Origin of the sequence: Roseivirga seohaensis (assembly GCF_001592945.1) — a bacterium.
GTDB classification, from domain to species: Bacteria; Bacteroidota; Bacteroidia; order Cytophagales; family Cyclobacteriaceae; genus Roseivirga; species Roseivirga seohaensis.
The window spans coordinates 67,209-82,772 of sequence record NZ_LRPB01000005.1; the positions used below are offsets into that span (position 1 = coordinate 67,209).

Annotated in this window: 13 protein-coding genes; 8 read left to right on the forward strand and 5 right to left on the reverse strand. The window is 36.8% G+C overall.

The genetic code is table 11. The annotated features are described in order from the left end of the window. Nucleotide 1 precedes the first annotated feature (1 nt). From AWW67_RS02905 to AWW67_RS02915, 3 genes are read right to left on the reverse strand one after another with little or no spacing between them, the layout of a single operon-like run. Entirely contained in the window at nt 2-943 is a 942-nt protein-coding gene (locus tag AWW67_RS02905; RefSeq protein ID WP_260311301.1) for a phosphoribosylaminoimidazolesuccinocarboxamide synthase, read from the reverse strand. 45 nt (nt 944-988) lie between these two features. Then, complete coding sequence (locus tag AWW67_RS02910) at nt 989-2,305, reverse strand: toxin-antitoxin system YwqK family antitoxin (RefSeq protein WP_053224635.1); 1,317 nt, start codon at nt 2,303-2,305, stop codon at nt 989-991. A gap of 54 nt (nt 2,306-2,359) precedes the next feature. Next, nucleotides 2,360-3,538, reverse strand: coding sequence for an acetyl-CoA C-acyltransferase (locus AWW67_RS02915; RefSeq protein WP_062300137.1), 1,179 nt, complete (start codon nt 3,536-3,538; stop codon nt 2,360-2,362). Between the two features lie 329 nt (nt 3,539-3,867). Between AWW67_RS02915 and AWW67_RS02920 the strand changes: the two genes are divergently transcribed. From AWW67_RS02920 to AWW67_RS02930, 3 genes are all read left to right on the forward strand, one after another. Next, nucleotides 3,868-8,412: a PAS domain-containing protein gene (locus AWW67_RS02920; RefSeq protein ID WP_141655367.1), complete on the forward strand. Its 4,545-nt coding sequence runs from the start codon at nt 3,868-3,870 to the stop codon at nt 8,410-8,412. Continuing rightward, on the forward strand, nt 8,399-9,061 hold the full coding sequence (locus AWW67_RS02925; RefSeq protein ID WP_053224638.1) for a response regulator transcription factor: 663 nt from the start codon (nt 8,399-8,401) through the stop codon (nt 9,059-9,061). The genes AWW67_RS02920 and AWW67_RS02925 overlap by 14 nt, the downstream gene beginning before the upstream one ends. Nucleotides 9,062-9,223: 162 nt before the next feature. Continuing rightward, nucleotides 9,224-10,009, forward strand: a complete 786-nt coding sequence (locus tag AWW67_RS02930; protein WP_062300141.1) for a histidine kinase — start codon at nt 9,224-9,226, stop codon at nt 10,007-10,009. 4 nt (nt 10,010-10,013) lie between these two features. Here AWW67_RS02930 and AWW67_RS02935 read toward each other — a convergent pair whose 3' ends face one another. Together AWW67_RS02935 and AWW67_RS02940 are read right to left on the reverse strand one after the other, a co-directional pair. Continuing rightward, nucleotides 10,014-10,970, reverse strand: coding sequence for a hypothetical protein (locus tag AWW67_RS02935; protein WP_062300143.1), 957 nt, complete (start codon nt 10,968-10,970; stop codon nt 10,014-10,016). Then, nucleotides 10,967-11,938, reverse strand: a complete 972-nt coding sequence (locus AWW67_RS02940; protein WP_053224641.1) for a vWA domain-containing protein — start codon at nt 11,936-11,938, stop codon at nt 10,967-10,969. The genes AWW67_RS02935 and AWW67_RS02940 overlap by 4 nt, the downstream gene beginning before the upstream one ends. Nucleotides 11,939-12,284: 346 nt before the next feature. Here AWW67_RS02940 and AWW67_RS02945 point away from each other — a divergent pair, with 346 nt between their 5' ends. The 5 genes from AWW67_RS02945 (at nt 12,285) to AWW67_RS02965 (ending at nt 15,059) form a co-directional block, all read left to right on the forward strand. Further along, nucleotides 12,285-12,740, forward strand: coding sequence for a hypothetical protein (locus tag AWW67_RS02945; RefSeq protein WP_053224642.1), 456 nt, complete (start codon nt 12,285-12,287; stop codon nt 12,738-12,740). Between the two features lie 10 nt (nt 12,741-12,750). Next, nucleotides 12,751-13,116, forward strand: coding sequence for a hypothetical protein (locus AWW67_RS02950; RefSeq protein ID WP_062300145.1), 366 nt, complete (start codon nt 12,751-12,753; stop codon nt 13,114-13,116). 4 nt (nt 13,117-13,120) lie between these two features. Continuing rightward, complete coding sequence (locus tag AWW67_RS02955; protein ID WP_062300147.1) at nt 13,121-13,711, forward strand: hypothetical protein; 591 nt, start codon at nt 13,121-13,123, stop codon at nt 13,709-13,711. A gap of 223 nt (nt 13,712-13,934) precedes the next feature. Beyond that, entirely contained in the window at nt 13,935-14,396 is a 462-nt protein-coding gene (locus tag AWW67_RS02960) for a hypothetical protein (RefSeq protein ID WP_141655368.1), read from the forward strand. Nucleotides 14,397-14,495: 99 nt separating this feature from the next. Continuing rightward, on the forward strand, nt 14,496-15,059 hold the full coding sequence (locus AWW67_RS02965; RefSeq protein WP_062300151.1) for a fibrobacter succinogenes major paralogous domain-containing protein: 564 nt from the start codon (nt 14,496-14,498) through the stop codon (nt 15,057-15,059). Nucleotides 15,060-15,564: the final 505 nt, after the last annotated feature.

Consider the following 15,564-nt stretch of genomic DNA (forward strand, 5'->3'; position numbering starts at 1 on the left):
CTTATTTTTTATTTAGGTATCCGAGGATATTATTTTCAATTCTTTTTTCGATTTCTTGAGTGGGGTGCTTTATAAACTTATCACCTGTTACTTTTTCGAAAAGTTCAATATACCTGTCTGAGATTGATTTAACAACCTCGTCTGTCATCTCAGGAATTTGTTGGCCTTCTTTGCCTTGAAAACCGTTTTCAATTAGCCACTGTCTTACAAACTCCTTAGAAAGTTGTTTTTGTTTTTCGTTATTTCGTTGCCTTTCTTCATAGCCTTCTTTGTAAAAATACCTTGAAGAATCTGGCGTATGGATTTCATCAATTAGGTAGATTTCTCCATCCTTATGGCCGAATTCGTATTTGGTATCTACCAAAATTAACCCCTGATCGGCTGCTAGTTCTGTTCCTCTTTTAAATATGGCTTGAGTATATTTTTCAAGTTGTTTGTATTCTCGCTCCGATACAAGCCCCTGTTTCAATATTTCTTCCCTTGAAATATCTTCATCGTGACCTTCTTTAGCTTTGGTGGTTGGGGTAATAATAGGGAAGGGGAGCTTGTCATTTTCTTTTAAGCCATCAGGTAACTCTACTCCGCAAAGTTTTCTTTTCCCAGCACGATATTCGCGCCAAGCATGCCCGGCTAAATAACCACGAATCACCATTTCAACAGGATAGGTTTCGCACTTTAAACCAATACTCACATTAGGGTCTGGAGTAGCTTGAATCCAATTTGGAACGATATCTTCCGTAGCTTTTAAAAACTTAGAAGCAATTTGGTTTAAAACCTGCCCTTTATAGGGGATTGCTCTCGGGAGCACCACATCAAAAGCGGAAATTCTATCTGACGCCACCATGGCAAGAAAATCGCTAAAGAAATAAATATCTCTAACCTTTCCTCTGTAGAAATCGGATTGGTTCGGGAAGTTGAAGTTGGTTTCTTTAATACCTTGGATCATTTGGCAAAAATAGTCAAAAAATACTCTTGCTTAATGATTGGTTTAGTTTTCTGACGAACTGATTAATTTGCCTCTAGAATAGACTTCTTTTTTGGTTACCACTCCATTTTCGTTGTAGTATTGCCAAGTGCCTTCACGCATGTCGTAACGATGATTTCCCTTGATTTTCACCTTTTTTCCATCAAAGTATTCTGTGTAATTACCAGACTTAGATCCGTTGACATAACTAGTCTCACTTTTTACTTTTCCATTAGGAAAGAATATGGTCTGGATACCTGTGTTTCGTCCGTACTGATAAGGCGATTGTTTTTCTAAGTAACCGTCTTTGTTGTACTCTTTATAAAAACCGTTTACTGTTCCGTTGCTGTAAGGTGTTTCGGTTTTTTTTTGTCCATTTTCAAAAAACTCAACCCAAGTTTTGTTTGGAGAAGCGTTTATGTAGAACTGAGTTTTCTTTAGATTTCCGTTTTCATAATATTCCTGAATGTTTACATCTTGGGTTACGCGCGTGTAATCTTCAATTTTCTTTATTTTCCCACTTTCATAGTAGGTGTAGTTTTTACCCACTTTAGCTCCTTTATCATAGGTGAATTTTTCTTTCAGAGAACCGTCTAAATAATAGCTTTTTACTTCACCTACATAAATACCGTCAACATATTGGCCTTCGTCTAATAGGCTTCCATCTCCATCAAATCGCTTGAAAGGACCATTTTTATAACCGCCAACATATTGGTATTGCCATTCAACTTGACCATTCTTATAGTAGGTCAGGTATTTGCCTTCAATTACTCCTTGCTTATAGGTAAATTCAGAAGAGACTTCGCCTGTTTGGTAATAGGTTTTGGCTGGCCCGTGCTGGGTGCCGTTGTTGTATTGAAATTCTGATTTCAAACTTCCTGAAGGAAAATATTCTTTTGCCCAACCAATAGGGGTGCTGTCATTAAATTGTGTTTCAGTTTTCTTTGTGCCGTCTTCGTAATAAGAAGTGACCAAGCCATTGAGTTCTCCATTCTTGTAGCCTCCGTCTTGAATGGGTTTTCCCGAACGAGATAAAATTTGAAAAGGCCCTGTTTTCTCTCCGTGGTCAAAAGTAATGGTGCTTAACTTCTTTCCGTTTTCATAATATTCGTTGAATACTCCGTTGGGTTTTCCGTTTTCGAATTTACCCTTCATAGCTATGCCGCCTTCTTCGTAGTATTTAACATACTCACCATGTATTTTGGTGGTGTCGTTATCTAGAATGTAGTATTCTTCTTTGACGATTTTATTTTCTGGCGGATAATATTTTACCACCTTCTGCTGGCCCAATAGAGAAATGGAGCCACTGATTATCAGGATGAATGAGAATAGGTGTTTCATAAAAAAAGCCTTACGTAAAGTTACGAAAGGCTTTTTGGTTTAGTATAATTGATATTATAATTTTTCAATAACCATGGCTGAAGCGCCACCGCCACCATTACAAATACCAGCAACTCCAATGCTGCCTCCTTTTTGGTGGAGTACAGAAGTTAGTGTAGTTACAATTCTACATCCTGAAGCACCTAGCGGATGTCCCATGGCTACGGCACCACCGAATACGTTTACCTTTTCAGGGTCTAAGCCAAGTTCAATGTTGTTGGCTAAAGCTACAGCCGAGAATGCCTCATTGATTTCATAATAATCTACTTGCGATTTATCTACGCCAGCCATTGCCATTGCTTTAGGGATGGCCTTTGAAGGGGCTGTTGTAAACCACAGTGGATCTTGAGCAGCGTCTGCAAATCCTATAATTCTAGCGATTGGCTTAATGCCCAATTCGTCTGCTTTTTTCTTGCTCATCAATACCATTGCCGATGCACCATCATTAATCGTAGATGCGTTGGCAGCTGTAACAGTTCCATCTTTACTAAAAACAGGTCTCAAAGAAGGGATTTTTTCGAACATTACATTATGAAATTCTTCATCCTCATCCATAATTATTGGATCACCTTTTCTTTGCGGAATTGCAACTGGAATAATTTCGTTTTTGAAATGTCCTGCAGCAGTTGAAGCGGCTACTTTTTTATAAGAATTGATTGCGAATTCATCTTGTTGCTCTCTGGTAATTCCCATTTCTTTAGCGGTATTGTCAGCACAGTTTCCCATTGGAAATTGATTGTACACCTCCCAAAGACCATCGTGCAACAGGCCATCAGTCAATTCTCCATTACCATATTTGTAGCCGAAACGCGCCTTTGGAATATAATAAGGAACATTGCTCATGCTTTCCATTCCTCCTGCTACAATTACATCTTGAGCACCAACCATAATCGACTGGGCTGCAAACATTGCGGCCTTCATTCCAGAGGCGCATACTTTGTTGATGGTAGTGCAAGGTACTTCATTGCTGAGTCCAGCGCCTATTGCAGCTTGCCTAGCTGGAGCTTGACCTAAGCCCGCTGAAATTACATTGCCCATAAAAACCTCTTGTACATGCTTAGGGTCTAAGCCAGCTTTTTCTAAGGCGCCTTTAATGGCAAACGATCCTAGCTGTGTGGCAGAAAAGCCTGCTAATTTACCTCCAAAACTTCCTATTGGAGTTCTGGCTGCTGATACTATATAAACTTCATTCATATTGAATTATTTAATTTACCTAACGAGTGTTAGCAAATGTAAGAAATACTGAGCCAAATAGGAAAGGAAAAGCCTGATGATAAAGTAGTGACCTCAGCGAGGTGAAGAGCTTGAGCGAATAATTTGTTTGGTTATTATGATGAAATGTTGGCATAAACTCTTAAATTAATGACTAGGTGTTTTACCTAATTTAATAAAAACGAATTCAATCATATTTGATGGTTCCACCTAGGTCACTCTTTTAGGTGTTTTTCAATAAGTGGATAAATCCCCTTTTCAGTCTTATTAGGGTGGAAAGTAATTAATTGAGCCATAAGGAAATTGCAGTAATGAAAGGTAAGAAAGTAGATGGAAACGACCATTGGCGCTATGAGAGGGAGCAACTCTTTGATGCAATTGCAGGTAATAGAGCGTTGATTGACTCACTATTAGATACGAATAATGATGGCGTTACATTGACAAGCGAAGCAGGGAATCTGTTGGTGGCGAATAATCAATTTAAAAAGCTAATAGGTTATTCATTAGAACAAATAGAAGGAAGAAAACTGGTAGATTTTGTTGAGCCAAAATTCAAGAAGTCTTTTGAAAAGAATCATCAGAGGGCATTTGAGGGCGAACGTGTCGAGTCGGTAGAGTATGAGTTCATTACAAATTCAGGGTCGGTTATAGAGGCATCCGAGGCAATACAAATTATTAATATTGGCAGTAGTCAATATTTGCTTTCGAGTATCAAAAGCATTACTGAAGAGAGAGAAAATCAACAAGAATTAAATAGTCTATACGCTGCTATTAATAAATCTTCCAATGCTATAGTAATCACCGATACTGAAGGAATTACACTTTACGTAAACGATGTTCATGAGAGTTTTACTGGGTTTAAACGAGAAGAATCATTAGGTAAATTGGTTACTCTTTTTGATTCTAATTTTATAGAACCTGAGGTTGTCGAAGAAATCAAGCAGCAGTTAAACAAGGGTAAACAATGGAAAGGTAAATATACCTCTCAGCGTAAAAGCGGTATGTTCTTCGATATTCAGATTACGGTGTCGCCTGTAATAAACGATGATGGTAAAACAGAGGCCTTTTTGTTTTATACAGAAAACATTGGTATTGAAGAATATATACATGATCGTAAAATAAAGGAGCTCGATTTGATGAATACCAAAGAGCTTTTGTCACGAACTGAGAAGATTGGAGGAATAGGTTCTTTTAAAATGAACCTCAAAACAAATAAAATTGTATGGTCCGACAATATTTATAATCTCTTAGGCATGCCTGTTTCAGAAGGGCCTTCACTGCGTTTCTTCCATAAAATAATCAAAGAAGATAGGTATGTTATTCAGTTGACCCTCGACTTAAAATCTGGAGAAAGAGCTAGCTTCAATTTTAGAATGGATATTGAAGGTGGGGTTAAGCATTTGTACTGCGAATTGGAGCGAAACGGAGAAGATTTGACGGGAATGCTTAGAGATGTAACAAGCGAGATGCTCTCTAATTTGGCACTAAAGGAGAGTGAAGAAAAATACAGGTTTCAGTCAGAAGCACTACCTCATATTCTTTGGCTCGTTGATGCTCAGGGTAGCTTGACCTATCTAAATAGTAGAGGGAGGTCTTACTTTGGAATTCACGATCATTCGTTTTTCGGTGCTAAGTGGTTGGATTTTGTTCACCCTGATGACATTCTTTTGATAAAGACAAAATGGAAGGAAACAAATCGAAATAAGACTACTTTTTCTGAACAAGTACGAATTAAAAACTCAACAGGAATTTATAGGTGGTTTATGGTTTCTGTATCTCCCATGTTAGATGAATCGGGGAATATCACCTCTCTTATCGGTATCTCAACAGATGTTCATGATCAGTATCTAATTCAGGCGAACTTAAAAGAAAATGAACAGAAGTTCAGGACCATTTTTGAACAGAGTAATGATGCAATGGTCATCTTAAAAGATGGTTTCTGCCTAGATTGTAATACCAATGTCAAAGCAATTTTTGGTATAGCAGAAGAGCAGCTTAAAAATGAAAAACTTTGGAGGTTTACTCCAGAATATCAAACCAATGGACGCCTTTCTGAAGAATTTGTCGCTGAACAAATTGAGAACGTCTTGAAAAACGGTCAGGCAAATTTTTTCTGGGATGTAAAGAAGAGCAATAGTAAGATCATTTTCTGCGAAGTAAACCTAAGTAGAATTATGATAGATGGGGATGTTTTTATTTTTGCTGTTTTTAGAGATGTTACTGGCAGAGTTAAAGCAGAAAAGGAATTGTTGGATAGCAAGCAAAAAATGATGCTGGCCATCGAATCTGCCAGAATTGGAACATGGGAATTGAACCTGAAAACTGGCAAGACCCGATTCAATGAATACTATGCAGAAATGCTGGGGTATGATTTCGATGAGATTGTTCACGAACAAGCCTTTTTTGACGAACGTGTCCATCCAGACGACTTAGAAAGAATCAATACTGGTTTATACGGAGAGGCAGTTAATGCTAGCGGAGAGTTTGAATTATTGATTCGGATTAAAGGAAAAGACGATAAATGGCGCTGGGTATTAGACCGAGGCAAAATTATAGAAAGAGATAAAGATGGTAAGCCGCTTATAATCTATGGCACCCATATAGACTTTACCGAATACAAAGAGAAAGAAAAGGCGATTGTAAATGCAAACCTTAAGTATGAGTTAGCTGCTACTACGGCAAAAACTGGTGTTTGGGAATGGGATATGGTTTCAGACTACCTAGTTTGGGATAAAGGGATGGCTTCAATTCATGAAAGAAAACTTCCGAAGGATAACCAAATTAAAATTTCTGATTGGCTCGAATATGTTCAGCCAGCCTATAAGGAATTACTTACCCTGAATTTAGGCTCTTTAGTAAAAAATAGAGGGGTGTTTGATGTTGAATATGAGATTAAGACTAAGTCTGGAAAAATAAAGAGAGTAAGATCAACAGCCAAAATTTTCCGAATCAACGAAGAAGAGGGGGATAAGATAATTGGACTTAATTTAGATATTACAGATTCCTACCTCAAAGACCAAGAATTGTTAGAAAATGAAGAGAGATTAAAACTTGCATTTGATGGAGCCAATATGGCTTTGATGGACTGGGACTTGGAAACCAATACTGTAAGTGTAAGTGATAATTATTTAGAAATTATAGGTCAGGAAAAAGATAGATACGATCCTTCCAAAGATCAATTTATGGATTCTGTGCTTCATCCTGACGATAGTGAGAAAGTACGAATGCTTTTTAGTAAACTTAAAGTAGGAAAACTCAGACATTACGAACTTGAGTATAGAGTGCTTACTCAGAACAACGAATTGCGTTGGCTTAGATCAAAAGGTAAAACTTTTGTTGACACAAACGGCAGACTAAGAGTGATAGGTTTAACAATGAACGTAACTGCCACCCGCATTGCTCAAGAACAGCTTATGGAAAGCCAAAGGGTTTTAAACTTGGCTATTTCTGGTACCAAACAAATAATTCTGGACTGGGATATTAAGAACGATTTACTGGAATGGAATGAAAATTACTACGAACTCATAGGAAGATCGAAATATGACTTTGAGAATGATGTTACAGATTATGTGAGAAAAAGTGTTTTTGCCGAGGATGTAGAGTTGGTTTGTGATTTGGCCACAAAGCTTAAATCAGGAGAGGTTAATGAAATCGATGTTTTAGTGAGGCTTGTGACCAATGTGGGTGATGTAAAGTGGATGAGAGCCTTAGGTAAAAATGTAGAGTTTGATAAAAATCGACTTCCTATAAGGCATGTCTGTACTCTAATGGATGTGACCAAGGAAAGAAAGCTCACGCTTGATCTTGAAAAATCATATGCGCAATATCAGTCGTTAGTCGAAGACATACCAGGGCTAGTGTATAGCGCTAAATATCCATCCAAAGAATTCGTCTATGTAAATGCATATTGCCTTGAGTTAACCGGATTTACTGCCGATGAGCTGATAAAAATAGATCCTTTACAATATCAAAAACAAATTCATCCAGACGATAAAAGGTTTGTAGAATCTAGCCTAAATGCAGCAATAAGCAATAAGCAGCCCTATAGACTAAGCTACCGAATTCTTGATAGAGAAGGAAAAATAAAGTGGCTTTCGGAATTCGGGCATGGTATTTTTGACCAAAATGGAGTTCCGTTATCTATCGAAGCTTCTGTTTTTGATATTACAGACAGAATAAGGTCAGAAGAAAAAGTATTGGCCGCCATTTTAGATGCCGCAGATCATGAGCGTAGCCGTATTTCTCGCGAGATTCATGACAGTTTACAACAAACTTTAACTATTGCTTCGCTCAACTTAGAGTTTGTTAAAAAAGAAAAACACCTCTTAAGCCCAAAGGTGTTGGAACGATACGAACGTGGCTGGCAAAACCTAAGAAAGTCGCTAGATCAAACCCGCGAAATTGCCCATAGATTAATGCCGAAAGCTATCGAAGATTTTGGATTAACAGAAGTTGTTAAAGACTTAGTAGATGAATTGAATGCTACTTCTTCGGTGAATTTCGAATTCATTACTAACTTAGAGGAAGAACGACTTAATGTTAGTACTGAAACTAGCTTCTATAAAATTATCCAAGAGTCAATAACTAATATTATTAAGCATGCTCAAGCGGAGAGTGTTTCAATACAACTGCTTAAACTTTCCGAAAGCATTCAACTAATAATTGAAGACGATGGGCAGGGTTTCGACATGGATAATATAAATTTCAATTCTTCGGGCTTTGGCTTAGCAAGTATGAAAAATAGAGCTAGTGCTCTTTCAGGTGAATTTATTCTTGACTCTTTCCCAGGAAAAGGAACCTCATTAATTCTAAATGTACCATTGGATAACTCAAAAATAGCATATGAAAACGATTAAAATATTTCTCGTTGACGACCATAAAATGATTCGTGATGGCATTAAATTTTACCTAGACGAGGATGAGAGGTTCGAGATTGTTGGCGAAGCCAATAATGGGCAAGAAGCTTTATCTATGATTAGCAAGAATGGCAATTTCGATGTGCTTGTTACTGATATAGTAATGCCCTCAATGGATGGAATAGAGTTAGTGAAAAATTTAATTCAAGGGGCTACTATTGAATTTAAGATATTAGCACTTACAATGTTAAGCGAAACCCAACACATAAAGAAAATGCTCAATTATGGCATTCAAGGCTATATATTGAAGAGCAGTGGGGAGGAAGAGATAAAGCGGGCAATCACAGAAGTAGCTGCGGGCAATACTTATTACTCACAAGAGGTAACTACCATAATTATGAATAACCTTAGAGGTGATAAAACTAGGGGTTCTAGAATGGCTGTTGATATTCCTTTGACTAAGCGAGAAAGAGAGGTGCTTCATCTAATTGTTAAAGAGTATTCCAATCAGGAAATTGCAGATGAGTTATTTATTTCTGTTCGTACTGTAGATGCGCACAAACGGAATCTTCTTGAAAAAACCGGAGCTAAAAATATGGCTGGGTTAGCTGTTTTTGCATTAGAGAAAAGGCTTTTTGATGACATTTAATAGGTGACTTACCTATGCTTTAGGTGAAATTTGGATTTCTTTTTTGTAGGTAATCAATTCATGCTTTTTACTCTGGCTCTTGATTAAATTTATAGCTAAGAACAACCGCAGAGATTGATCTATTTAATAAAAGAGATCGTGATCTGCACATTCACCTAAAGCATGGACAATAAGAATCAGAAGGCGAATGACGGCCTTTCCTTTTCAACTACACAGTTTCAGCCATTCAATTTTGATCTTTCAAATATTTTGAGCCGTAATTTTACTGGGCCAATTTCTGTAATAAAGCTTAATACAGAACTTATTAATAGAATGGCCGTAGGTTGTGGTTCGAATGAAGGAGCCATGAGGGGGAGGGTTCGTAAAATACTAAATCAAGCAAATAATGTTGAGAACATATTAGAAGACCTACTTTTACTCTTGAGGATAGAACAAGGGATTCTTGAAAAGTCTAAACTGGAATATAAAGTTTTAGATTTAGAGGATCAGTTAAGTGTTTGTTTTGAAGAATATTCAGCATGTAGGCAACATAGGATTGAAGACTACCTTAAAGGTGTATATGTATATACAGATTTTGAAAAAACAGTTTCGGCATTTGAAAGACTAATTAATTTGATGAGGGATTTCTCTAGCGGAGAGAAACCAGAACTTATTGTTAAGTTGGATAGCGACTTTGTAAATGTAAACATTACTATGGCCTTCCATGAAAGAAAGGACTTTTCGGAATGGGAGTCGTTTTTTTCGTATCGCGTTAATTTTGATGACAACGAAAGAACAAGCATGCTTTCACTTCGACTCTATTTAATAAAGAAACTCTTCAATTTAGCCGACTGCAACATTGTGGCTTCAAAACTAAGTAATCGCGTTACTTTTATGATTGCTATGCCTCTGGCTCAAAGTATGGTTGAACAAAAGTCTGACAGTTCTAATCCAGATGCCGCTGCCTAAGTGTTTACCAATCAGGTTTGCTTGAGTCCTTTTTCTTAGTGGCTTTTCTTTTGTTTTGCTGAACATACTGAATTTCATTGTTCTTCATTGCCTCTAAAATCATCTGAGCCTTTTCCGGACTCATATTCATCTCTTCAAGCTTTTCTTTTAATTTCTCAAGAGGGTCTTTTTCTTGGGGTTTTCCTTCATTAGGATCTTGCTCTTCATCGTTTTGTTGCTGATCCTTCTTCTCTTGTTCTTGGTCTTTCTTTTCCTGTTCGTTTTTCTCCTGATCTTTCTTTTCTTGGTCGTTTTTTTCTTCCTGATCCTTCTTTTCTTGTTCTTGATCTTTCTTTTCCTGATCCTTTTTCTCCTCTTGATCTTTGTTTTCTTCGTTATTCTGCTCTTGTTGTTCTTGTTCTCTGATTAGTTTTTTCAGAAGCTCATAATTGTATCTGGCAGATTCGTTTTCAGGGTTTTTTCGCAGTGAATTTTTGAAATCATTTAAGGCTTGATCGGTAAGAGATTTCTTTTCTTCGGCTTTAGCGGCTTCACTTCTTTTATAAGCAATAATTCCCTTTTGATTAAATGCACTAGAGGCAATTACTTTGTTTTGAGCGTTGGCTGATAGTTCGTCATAATTATTGCTTGCAATGCTAGCGTACTTTAATCCTTCACTTGCCATTTCTACCTTGCTTTCGTCAAGCTCGTCTGGATTTTCTGAGGCTTCGTTTAAAACACCCAAAAGCTCTTTGTCGCCATAGGCTAAAAGATAGGCGGCATTAGCCATGTTTAGTCTGGCATCTTCATCCTCAACCAGCATAGAATCCAGTAGTCTTGCATAGCTGGTTATGGCTTGTTCATAATTCTTCTCGTCATAGAAAGCTTTCGCATCCTTCTTTAGGGCATTAGACTTAGCAATTTTGGTTACGGGGTCGGTTATGCTAGTAAATACTAAAATGAGCGTAATTAAATATTTCATAGTCGTAATGTCTTTCTTCTAATTAATGCATCTAAAATGAGCAGTAAAATGGCTGCACCTAGAAAATAATAGAATTTATTGGCAGAAGCATCGATCTGGCGAGTGTCGCGTACTTCGCCTTCTACTTCATTAATGGCTCTAATCAGTCGTTTAACGTCATTTTGATCTTCGTTAATCTCAAAATAATTTCCGCCTGTATCTGCGGCCAACTTCCTTAACGATTCAGAGTTGAGCTTTGTTATTACCTCTTGCCCGTTTCTGTCTCGTTTGAAAGAGCGTCCTTCAGGAATTTTGGCTCCCTTTTCTGTGCCTACCCCAAGTGTAAAAAGCTTAACTCCTGTGTTTACTACTTTCTTGGCTGCTTTGTCGGTTTCATCCCCAAAATCTTCTCCATCGCTAATCATCAGAATAATTTTTGATTTCTGTTGGGTTATTGGTCCCTCGGCTGCCAATTCAAGTTTTTCCATCGCAATATTTAAGGGGGCGCTAAAGTCGGTTCCCGCATTGGGTACTAAATCAGTTTTGAGAGTGCTGATAAATAAATTAATAGCGCTTTGATCGTAAGTAAGCGGGCATTGAATAAATGCTTCGGAAGAGAATATAATTAAGCCGATTCTATCTGAGCTAAAGGCTTGAACAATATTGTTGAGCTCGTATTTGATTTTCGATAATCTAGATGGCTCAACATCTTCCGCGTTCATAGATTGAGACAAGTCCACAGCAATGTAAATGTCTTTACCTTCTGATTTAACTTCTTTAGTGGTTTCTCCAAAAGATGGCCCCATTAGTGAGAAGATGATGAGCGCGAATGCTAAGGTACGTATTAATACTTTGAGCAACAGTGGCCTAAAACTGGTTTGCAGTCTTTTGGCAATTGTGGCTAACCGGAAGATATATGCAAAATAGGCAGCAATAAAAAGCCCTATAAATATGGCTTCTGTTGTTCCTATAGATTTAAACCAAGTCATGTGTTTTTTAGCTAATCGACAAAGATAGCAATCCTTTAACGTCTAGGTTAACCGTTTATAAAGCGCTTTCTAAAAAATCGCTGTTAAAGATTGTTAAATCAGTGCTTAAACACTTTTTAGGTGAATTACTAAGTTGCTATAACTACTAGAATCGAGTAGGTGAAATTCTAACACTTGATAGGTTAAAAACTATATGGGTTTACCACATATTGCCTAATGATAATGATTAGTCAAATCTCCCATTCTATTAAGCGTAATCAACATTTTTCATATTAGGGAACAAGCCCATAAGATAGGCCGACCAATCAATGACATTTGGAATACAGAACAATTAAATCTAAATGTCATGAAAAAGTTAATGATCATCGCAATCCTGCTATTAGTTAGCAACGTAGTTTTTTCTCAAACTCATTATTACAAGGCAAAATATGAAAAGCCTTTCACCTTTCAAGTGGCTCCCACTTACTTTAATTATGGAGGTGATTTATTCGGGTATCAAATTGGTATCAATTTTAAAGAAGTTTTCAACTTAAGTTATTTCCACACTCGAGATTATGACTTTGGTGAACGATACATGGACGATCGTTTCGCTGGAATTCAAAGTAGTGTAATGCTGCCGGTAGGAGAGTATATGCAAGTAGGACCTTCTGTAAGATTGGCAACATATAATACAGAATTACAAAAGGTATTTATAGCTGCCGAAGTAAGACTTGACCTAAGTGATGCTTGGAAGCTAGGTTTAGAATATGGCGCTGGTGATAAGAAGGGCTTTGGTTTGAAGTTTATCTGGAACATGTATTAATAATGAAATCATGGGACAGCACAACAGATTATATTTCCAGTCAAACCTTTTAGGGGTTAATGGAATAAACAGAGCAGGAGAAAGTAACATGAGTGAAAAGTGCTCACAGACCACTGATGGTAGAGAAGGGTATAGACTGATCTTTGACTTACCCCCTAGAATGAATGTGGTAAGTAATTCAAATGAGCAGTCGAAAAAAAGTACTGTTAATGCAAATACTAAAGAAGGGTTTTATCTAAAACAAATGAAACGTTCTTCTGAAGTGCATAATGTGATTGGAACTAAACTTAAGGGCGATGGTTCGCTCTCCGTAAATCGGAATCCACTAAATGGTTTTTTACGTGAGGTATTGGCTTGTGTTAAACCCAAAGTTTAGTAAGATGAAAAAAGTATTAGCATTTATACTATTGCTCTTCGGTTTGAGTTCGTGCTCAGATATTTATGAACAGCATGAGGTAGAGTACCTTATGCAAAAGGGGCAGCACACCAGTAAAAAGATAGGTGGTTTACCAGGTGAAAAACTGGGAACTTTAAAGTCAGATATGTTGGCTTTTACAGCAAGGTTTGATGAAACCGTACGGTACGATTTAGGAAATAAGAACCAAGAAGATATAAACAAGCTAATGGGGTTTTCTGATTGCAACAGTTTGCATCATGAAAACAGTGTAAGATTTGGCTGGAGGTATAGTGTAGAAAAAGACTTGGTTGAAATATTTTCATATGCCTACACGAGTGGGGTTGTGAGTTACCATCACATGGGTGATGTAGCTATTGATGAAACAGCATACTATCAGATTCAAATTGTAGACGATAAGTTCTATTTACTATTAAATGGAGAAATAGAGCAGGAGGTTGATCGTGGAGCAAATTGCGATACGGGTCTATATTATAAGCTCTACCCATACTTTGGAGGAGATGAAACAGCACCACATGATATATCAGTGTATATCAAAGAAATATTGAACCAATAAAGATTATCGGTGAGCGTTCATGGCTCATTGGTTAGTTGTTCTGAAGGAGGTCGATCTAGGATTGGCCTCCATTTTTTTTTGAAGTTAGCTTGAAGGAAGATGATTTAAGAAAAATACCTATAAGCTTTGGGGTTAAACCTAAATATTATAATTCGTTTTTCTCATATCTTATCTATTTGGTTGTGAGGTACTTTTATGCTACAGAATGACAACAACCAAAACCATGAAAACAGTAATCATTTTAATGTTGAGCTTAATATGTTTAGAAGCTTCATCTCAATCTCTTTATAAAAGAGCAAGGACTCCCAATTATACTTTAGAAATATCTCCTTCTGCCAATCGAACAGTTTATGGATGGAAATATGGCATTAGATTAGGAGTGGATTATAAATCACGGATTAAAGCCGGTTATACTAGATTAGAAAATTTCGACAATTCAGAGAAAGGGCAAAAAACGTTTTCTGGTACATATTTTCAATATGCTTTAAATCCTAAATCTAAATTCACATTGCTCCCTAGTCTCAAGGTTGGTTTGTATGATGGTCGCTTTTTAGCAATTCAGCCTACCATTGAAGGTTCTTTTAAAATGAAAGAGAATTTGTCACTCAATGCAGGTATAGGAAAGGTAGATGGTTTTGCAAGTTTTGATTTAGGCTTAAAATGGAAGCTGAACCTTACTAGGTAAAATACCGATATCTCTTAAAGAATTACCTAAAATATATAATACGGATTACTACAACTAATAGAGGTTAATTATTCGTCAACTTTGGTTTAAATAAAGAATATGAAAATACGTCAGATACTTTTCGCGCTAGCATTCATCACCCCGCTGATGACATTACCAATAAAGGGTTTCTTTAATTCTCCGGAAGAATTTGTGATGCTGAGTCCAGAAGTAAATAATAATTGGACAGCTGGTAATGATTGGGTGGATTGGAGGAATGGTATGACTTACTCCACTCAAGAGTTTGATGGTGTGGTTTGGATGACTGCTAACTTTATGGGGAATTCTAAGCAAATGTCTTACAAGGAGGCTGAAATAGCTGCTCCAGAAGGCTGGAGAATCCCAACTATAGAAGAGTGGAATAAACTTCTAGAAAAAACTGGCTTTTCGTCAGATCCTAATCGAGTTATTCCTGATGACTATTACTTGTTCAAATTTGAATCTGAAGGATATCACGATCCTTTAATGGGGAAAATAGGCGTAAACCAAGTGGGTTTCTTTTGGACAAAGTCTTCTGACAATGAAATTGGTAATTATATCTCTATCCCTAATAGAGAGTTAAGTTATAATCACGGTAAAATATCGTCAATCGCTAAAATGGCAGTTCGATATGTGAAAGATTAATTGAGTACACACACAAATGTTTTGGTTAAAGGGGCTTCCAGACGGGAAGCCCTTTTTTTATGCGAAAACCCGACTTTCTATGCTCGACTGTTGTAGGGGGTGGCTTCTATATAATTGGTTATTTTTTCTGTTTATAGGTTCCGATTTTGTTCTGTCGGTAGGCTTGGAGTTTAAAGCCAAGGATTTTATTCTGAAAAAAGATGTATTTAATCGGACTTTTAATGAGTTTATTTTTTCGGTTTTATCGAGAAAAATGGTGATTTGTAACTCTCTGATATATAGAGTGTAGATGTTTTTTTATTTGAATAGTACAGTGATTAATTAAAATGACATAGGTGTTAGTGTTAATTTTTTTGTCAAAAAGCATAATAAGCAATCACGATATTGAATTAATTCAAATATGTGTCACACTGACGCTTTTTGTGTCAATTTTAAATCCATCATATTCTGAAATTTACGATCGCTTTTTAAGAATAAAATACTTTAATAGGTCTTTTTTTGCCTT

Coding starts and splice junctions, on each gene's coding strand:
- AWW67_RS02910 (WP_053224635.1), bottom strand. CDS start 2,305: ATGAAACACCTATTCTCATTCATCCTGATAATCAGTGGCTCCATTTCT.
- AWW67_RS02915 (WP_062300137.1), bottom strand. CDS start 3,538: ATGAATGAAGTTTATATAGTATCAGCAGCCAGAACTCCAATAGGAAGT.
- AWW67_RS02920 (WP_141655367.1), top strand. CDS start 3,868: ATGAAAGGTAAGAAAGTAGATGGAAACGACCATTGGCGCTATGAGAGG.
- AWW67_RS02925 (WP_053224638.1), top strand. CDS start 8,399: ATGAAAACGATTAAAATATTTCTCGTTGACGACCATAAAATGATTCGT.
- AWW67_RS02930 (WP_062300141.1), top strand. CDS start 9,224: ATGGACAATAAGAATCAGAAGGCGAATGACGGCCTTTCCTTTTCAACT.
- AWW67_RS02935 (WP_062300143.1), bottom strand. CDS start 10,970: ATGAAATATTTAATTACGCTCATTTTAGTATTTACTAGCATAACCGAC.
- AWW67_RS02940 (WP_053224641.1), bottom strand. CDS start 11,938: ATGACTTGGTTTAAATCTATAGGAACAACAGAAGCCATATTTATAGGG.
- AWW67_RS02945 (WP_053224642.1), top strand. CDS start 12,285: ATGAAAAAGTTAATGATCATCGCAATCCTGCTATTAGTTAGCAACGTA.
- AWW67_RS02950 (WP_062300145.1), top strand. CDS start 12,751: ATGGGACAGCACAACAGATTATATTTCCAGTCAAACCTTTTAGGGGTT.
- AWW67_RS02955 (WP_062300147.1), top strand. CDS start 13,121: ATGAAAAAAGTATTAGCATTTATACTATTGCTCTTCGGTTTGAGTTCG.
- AWW67_RS02960 (WP_141655368.1), top strand. CDS start 13,935: ATGAAAACAGTAATCATTTTAATGTTGAGCTTAATATGTTTAGAAGCT.
- AWW67_RS02965 (WP_062300151.1), top strand. CDS start 14,496: ATGAAAATACGTCAGATACTTTTCGCGCTAGCATTCATCACCCCGCTG.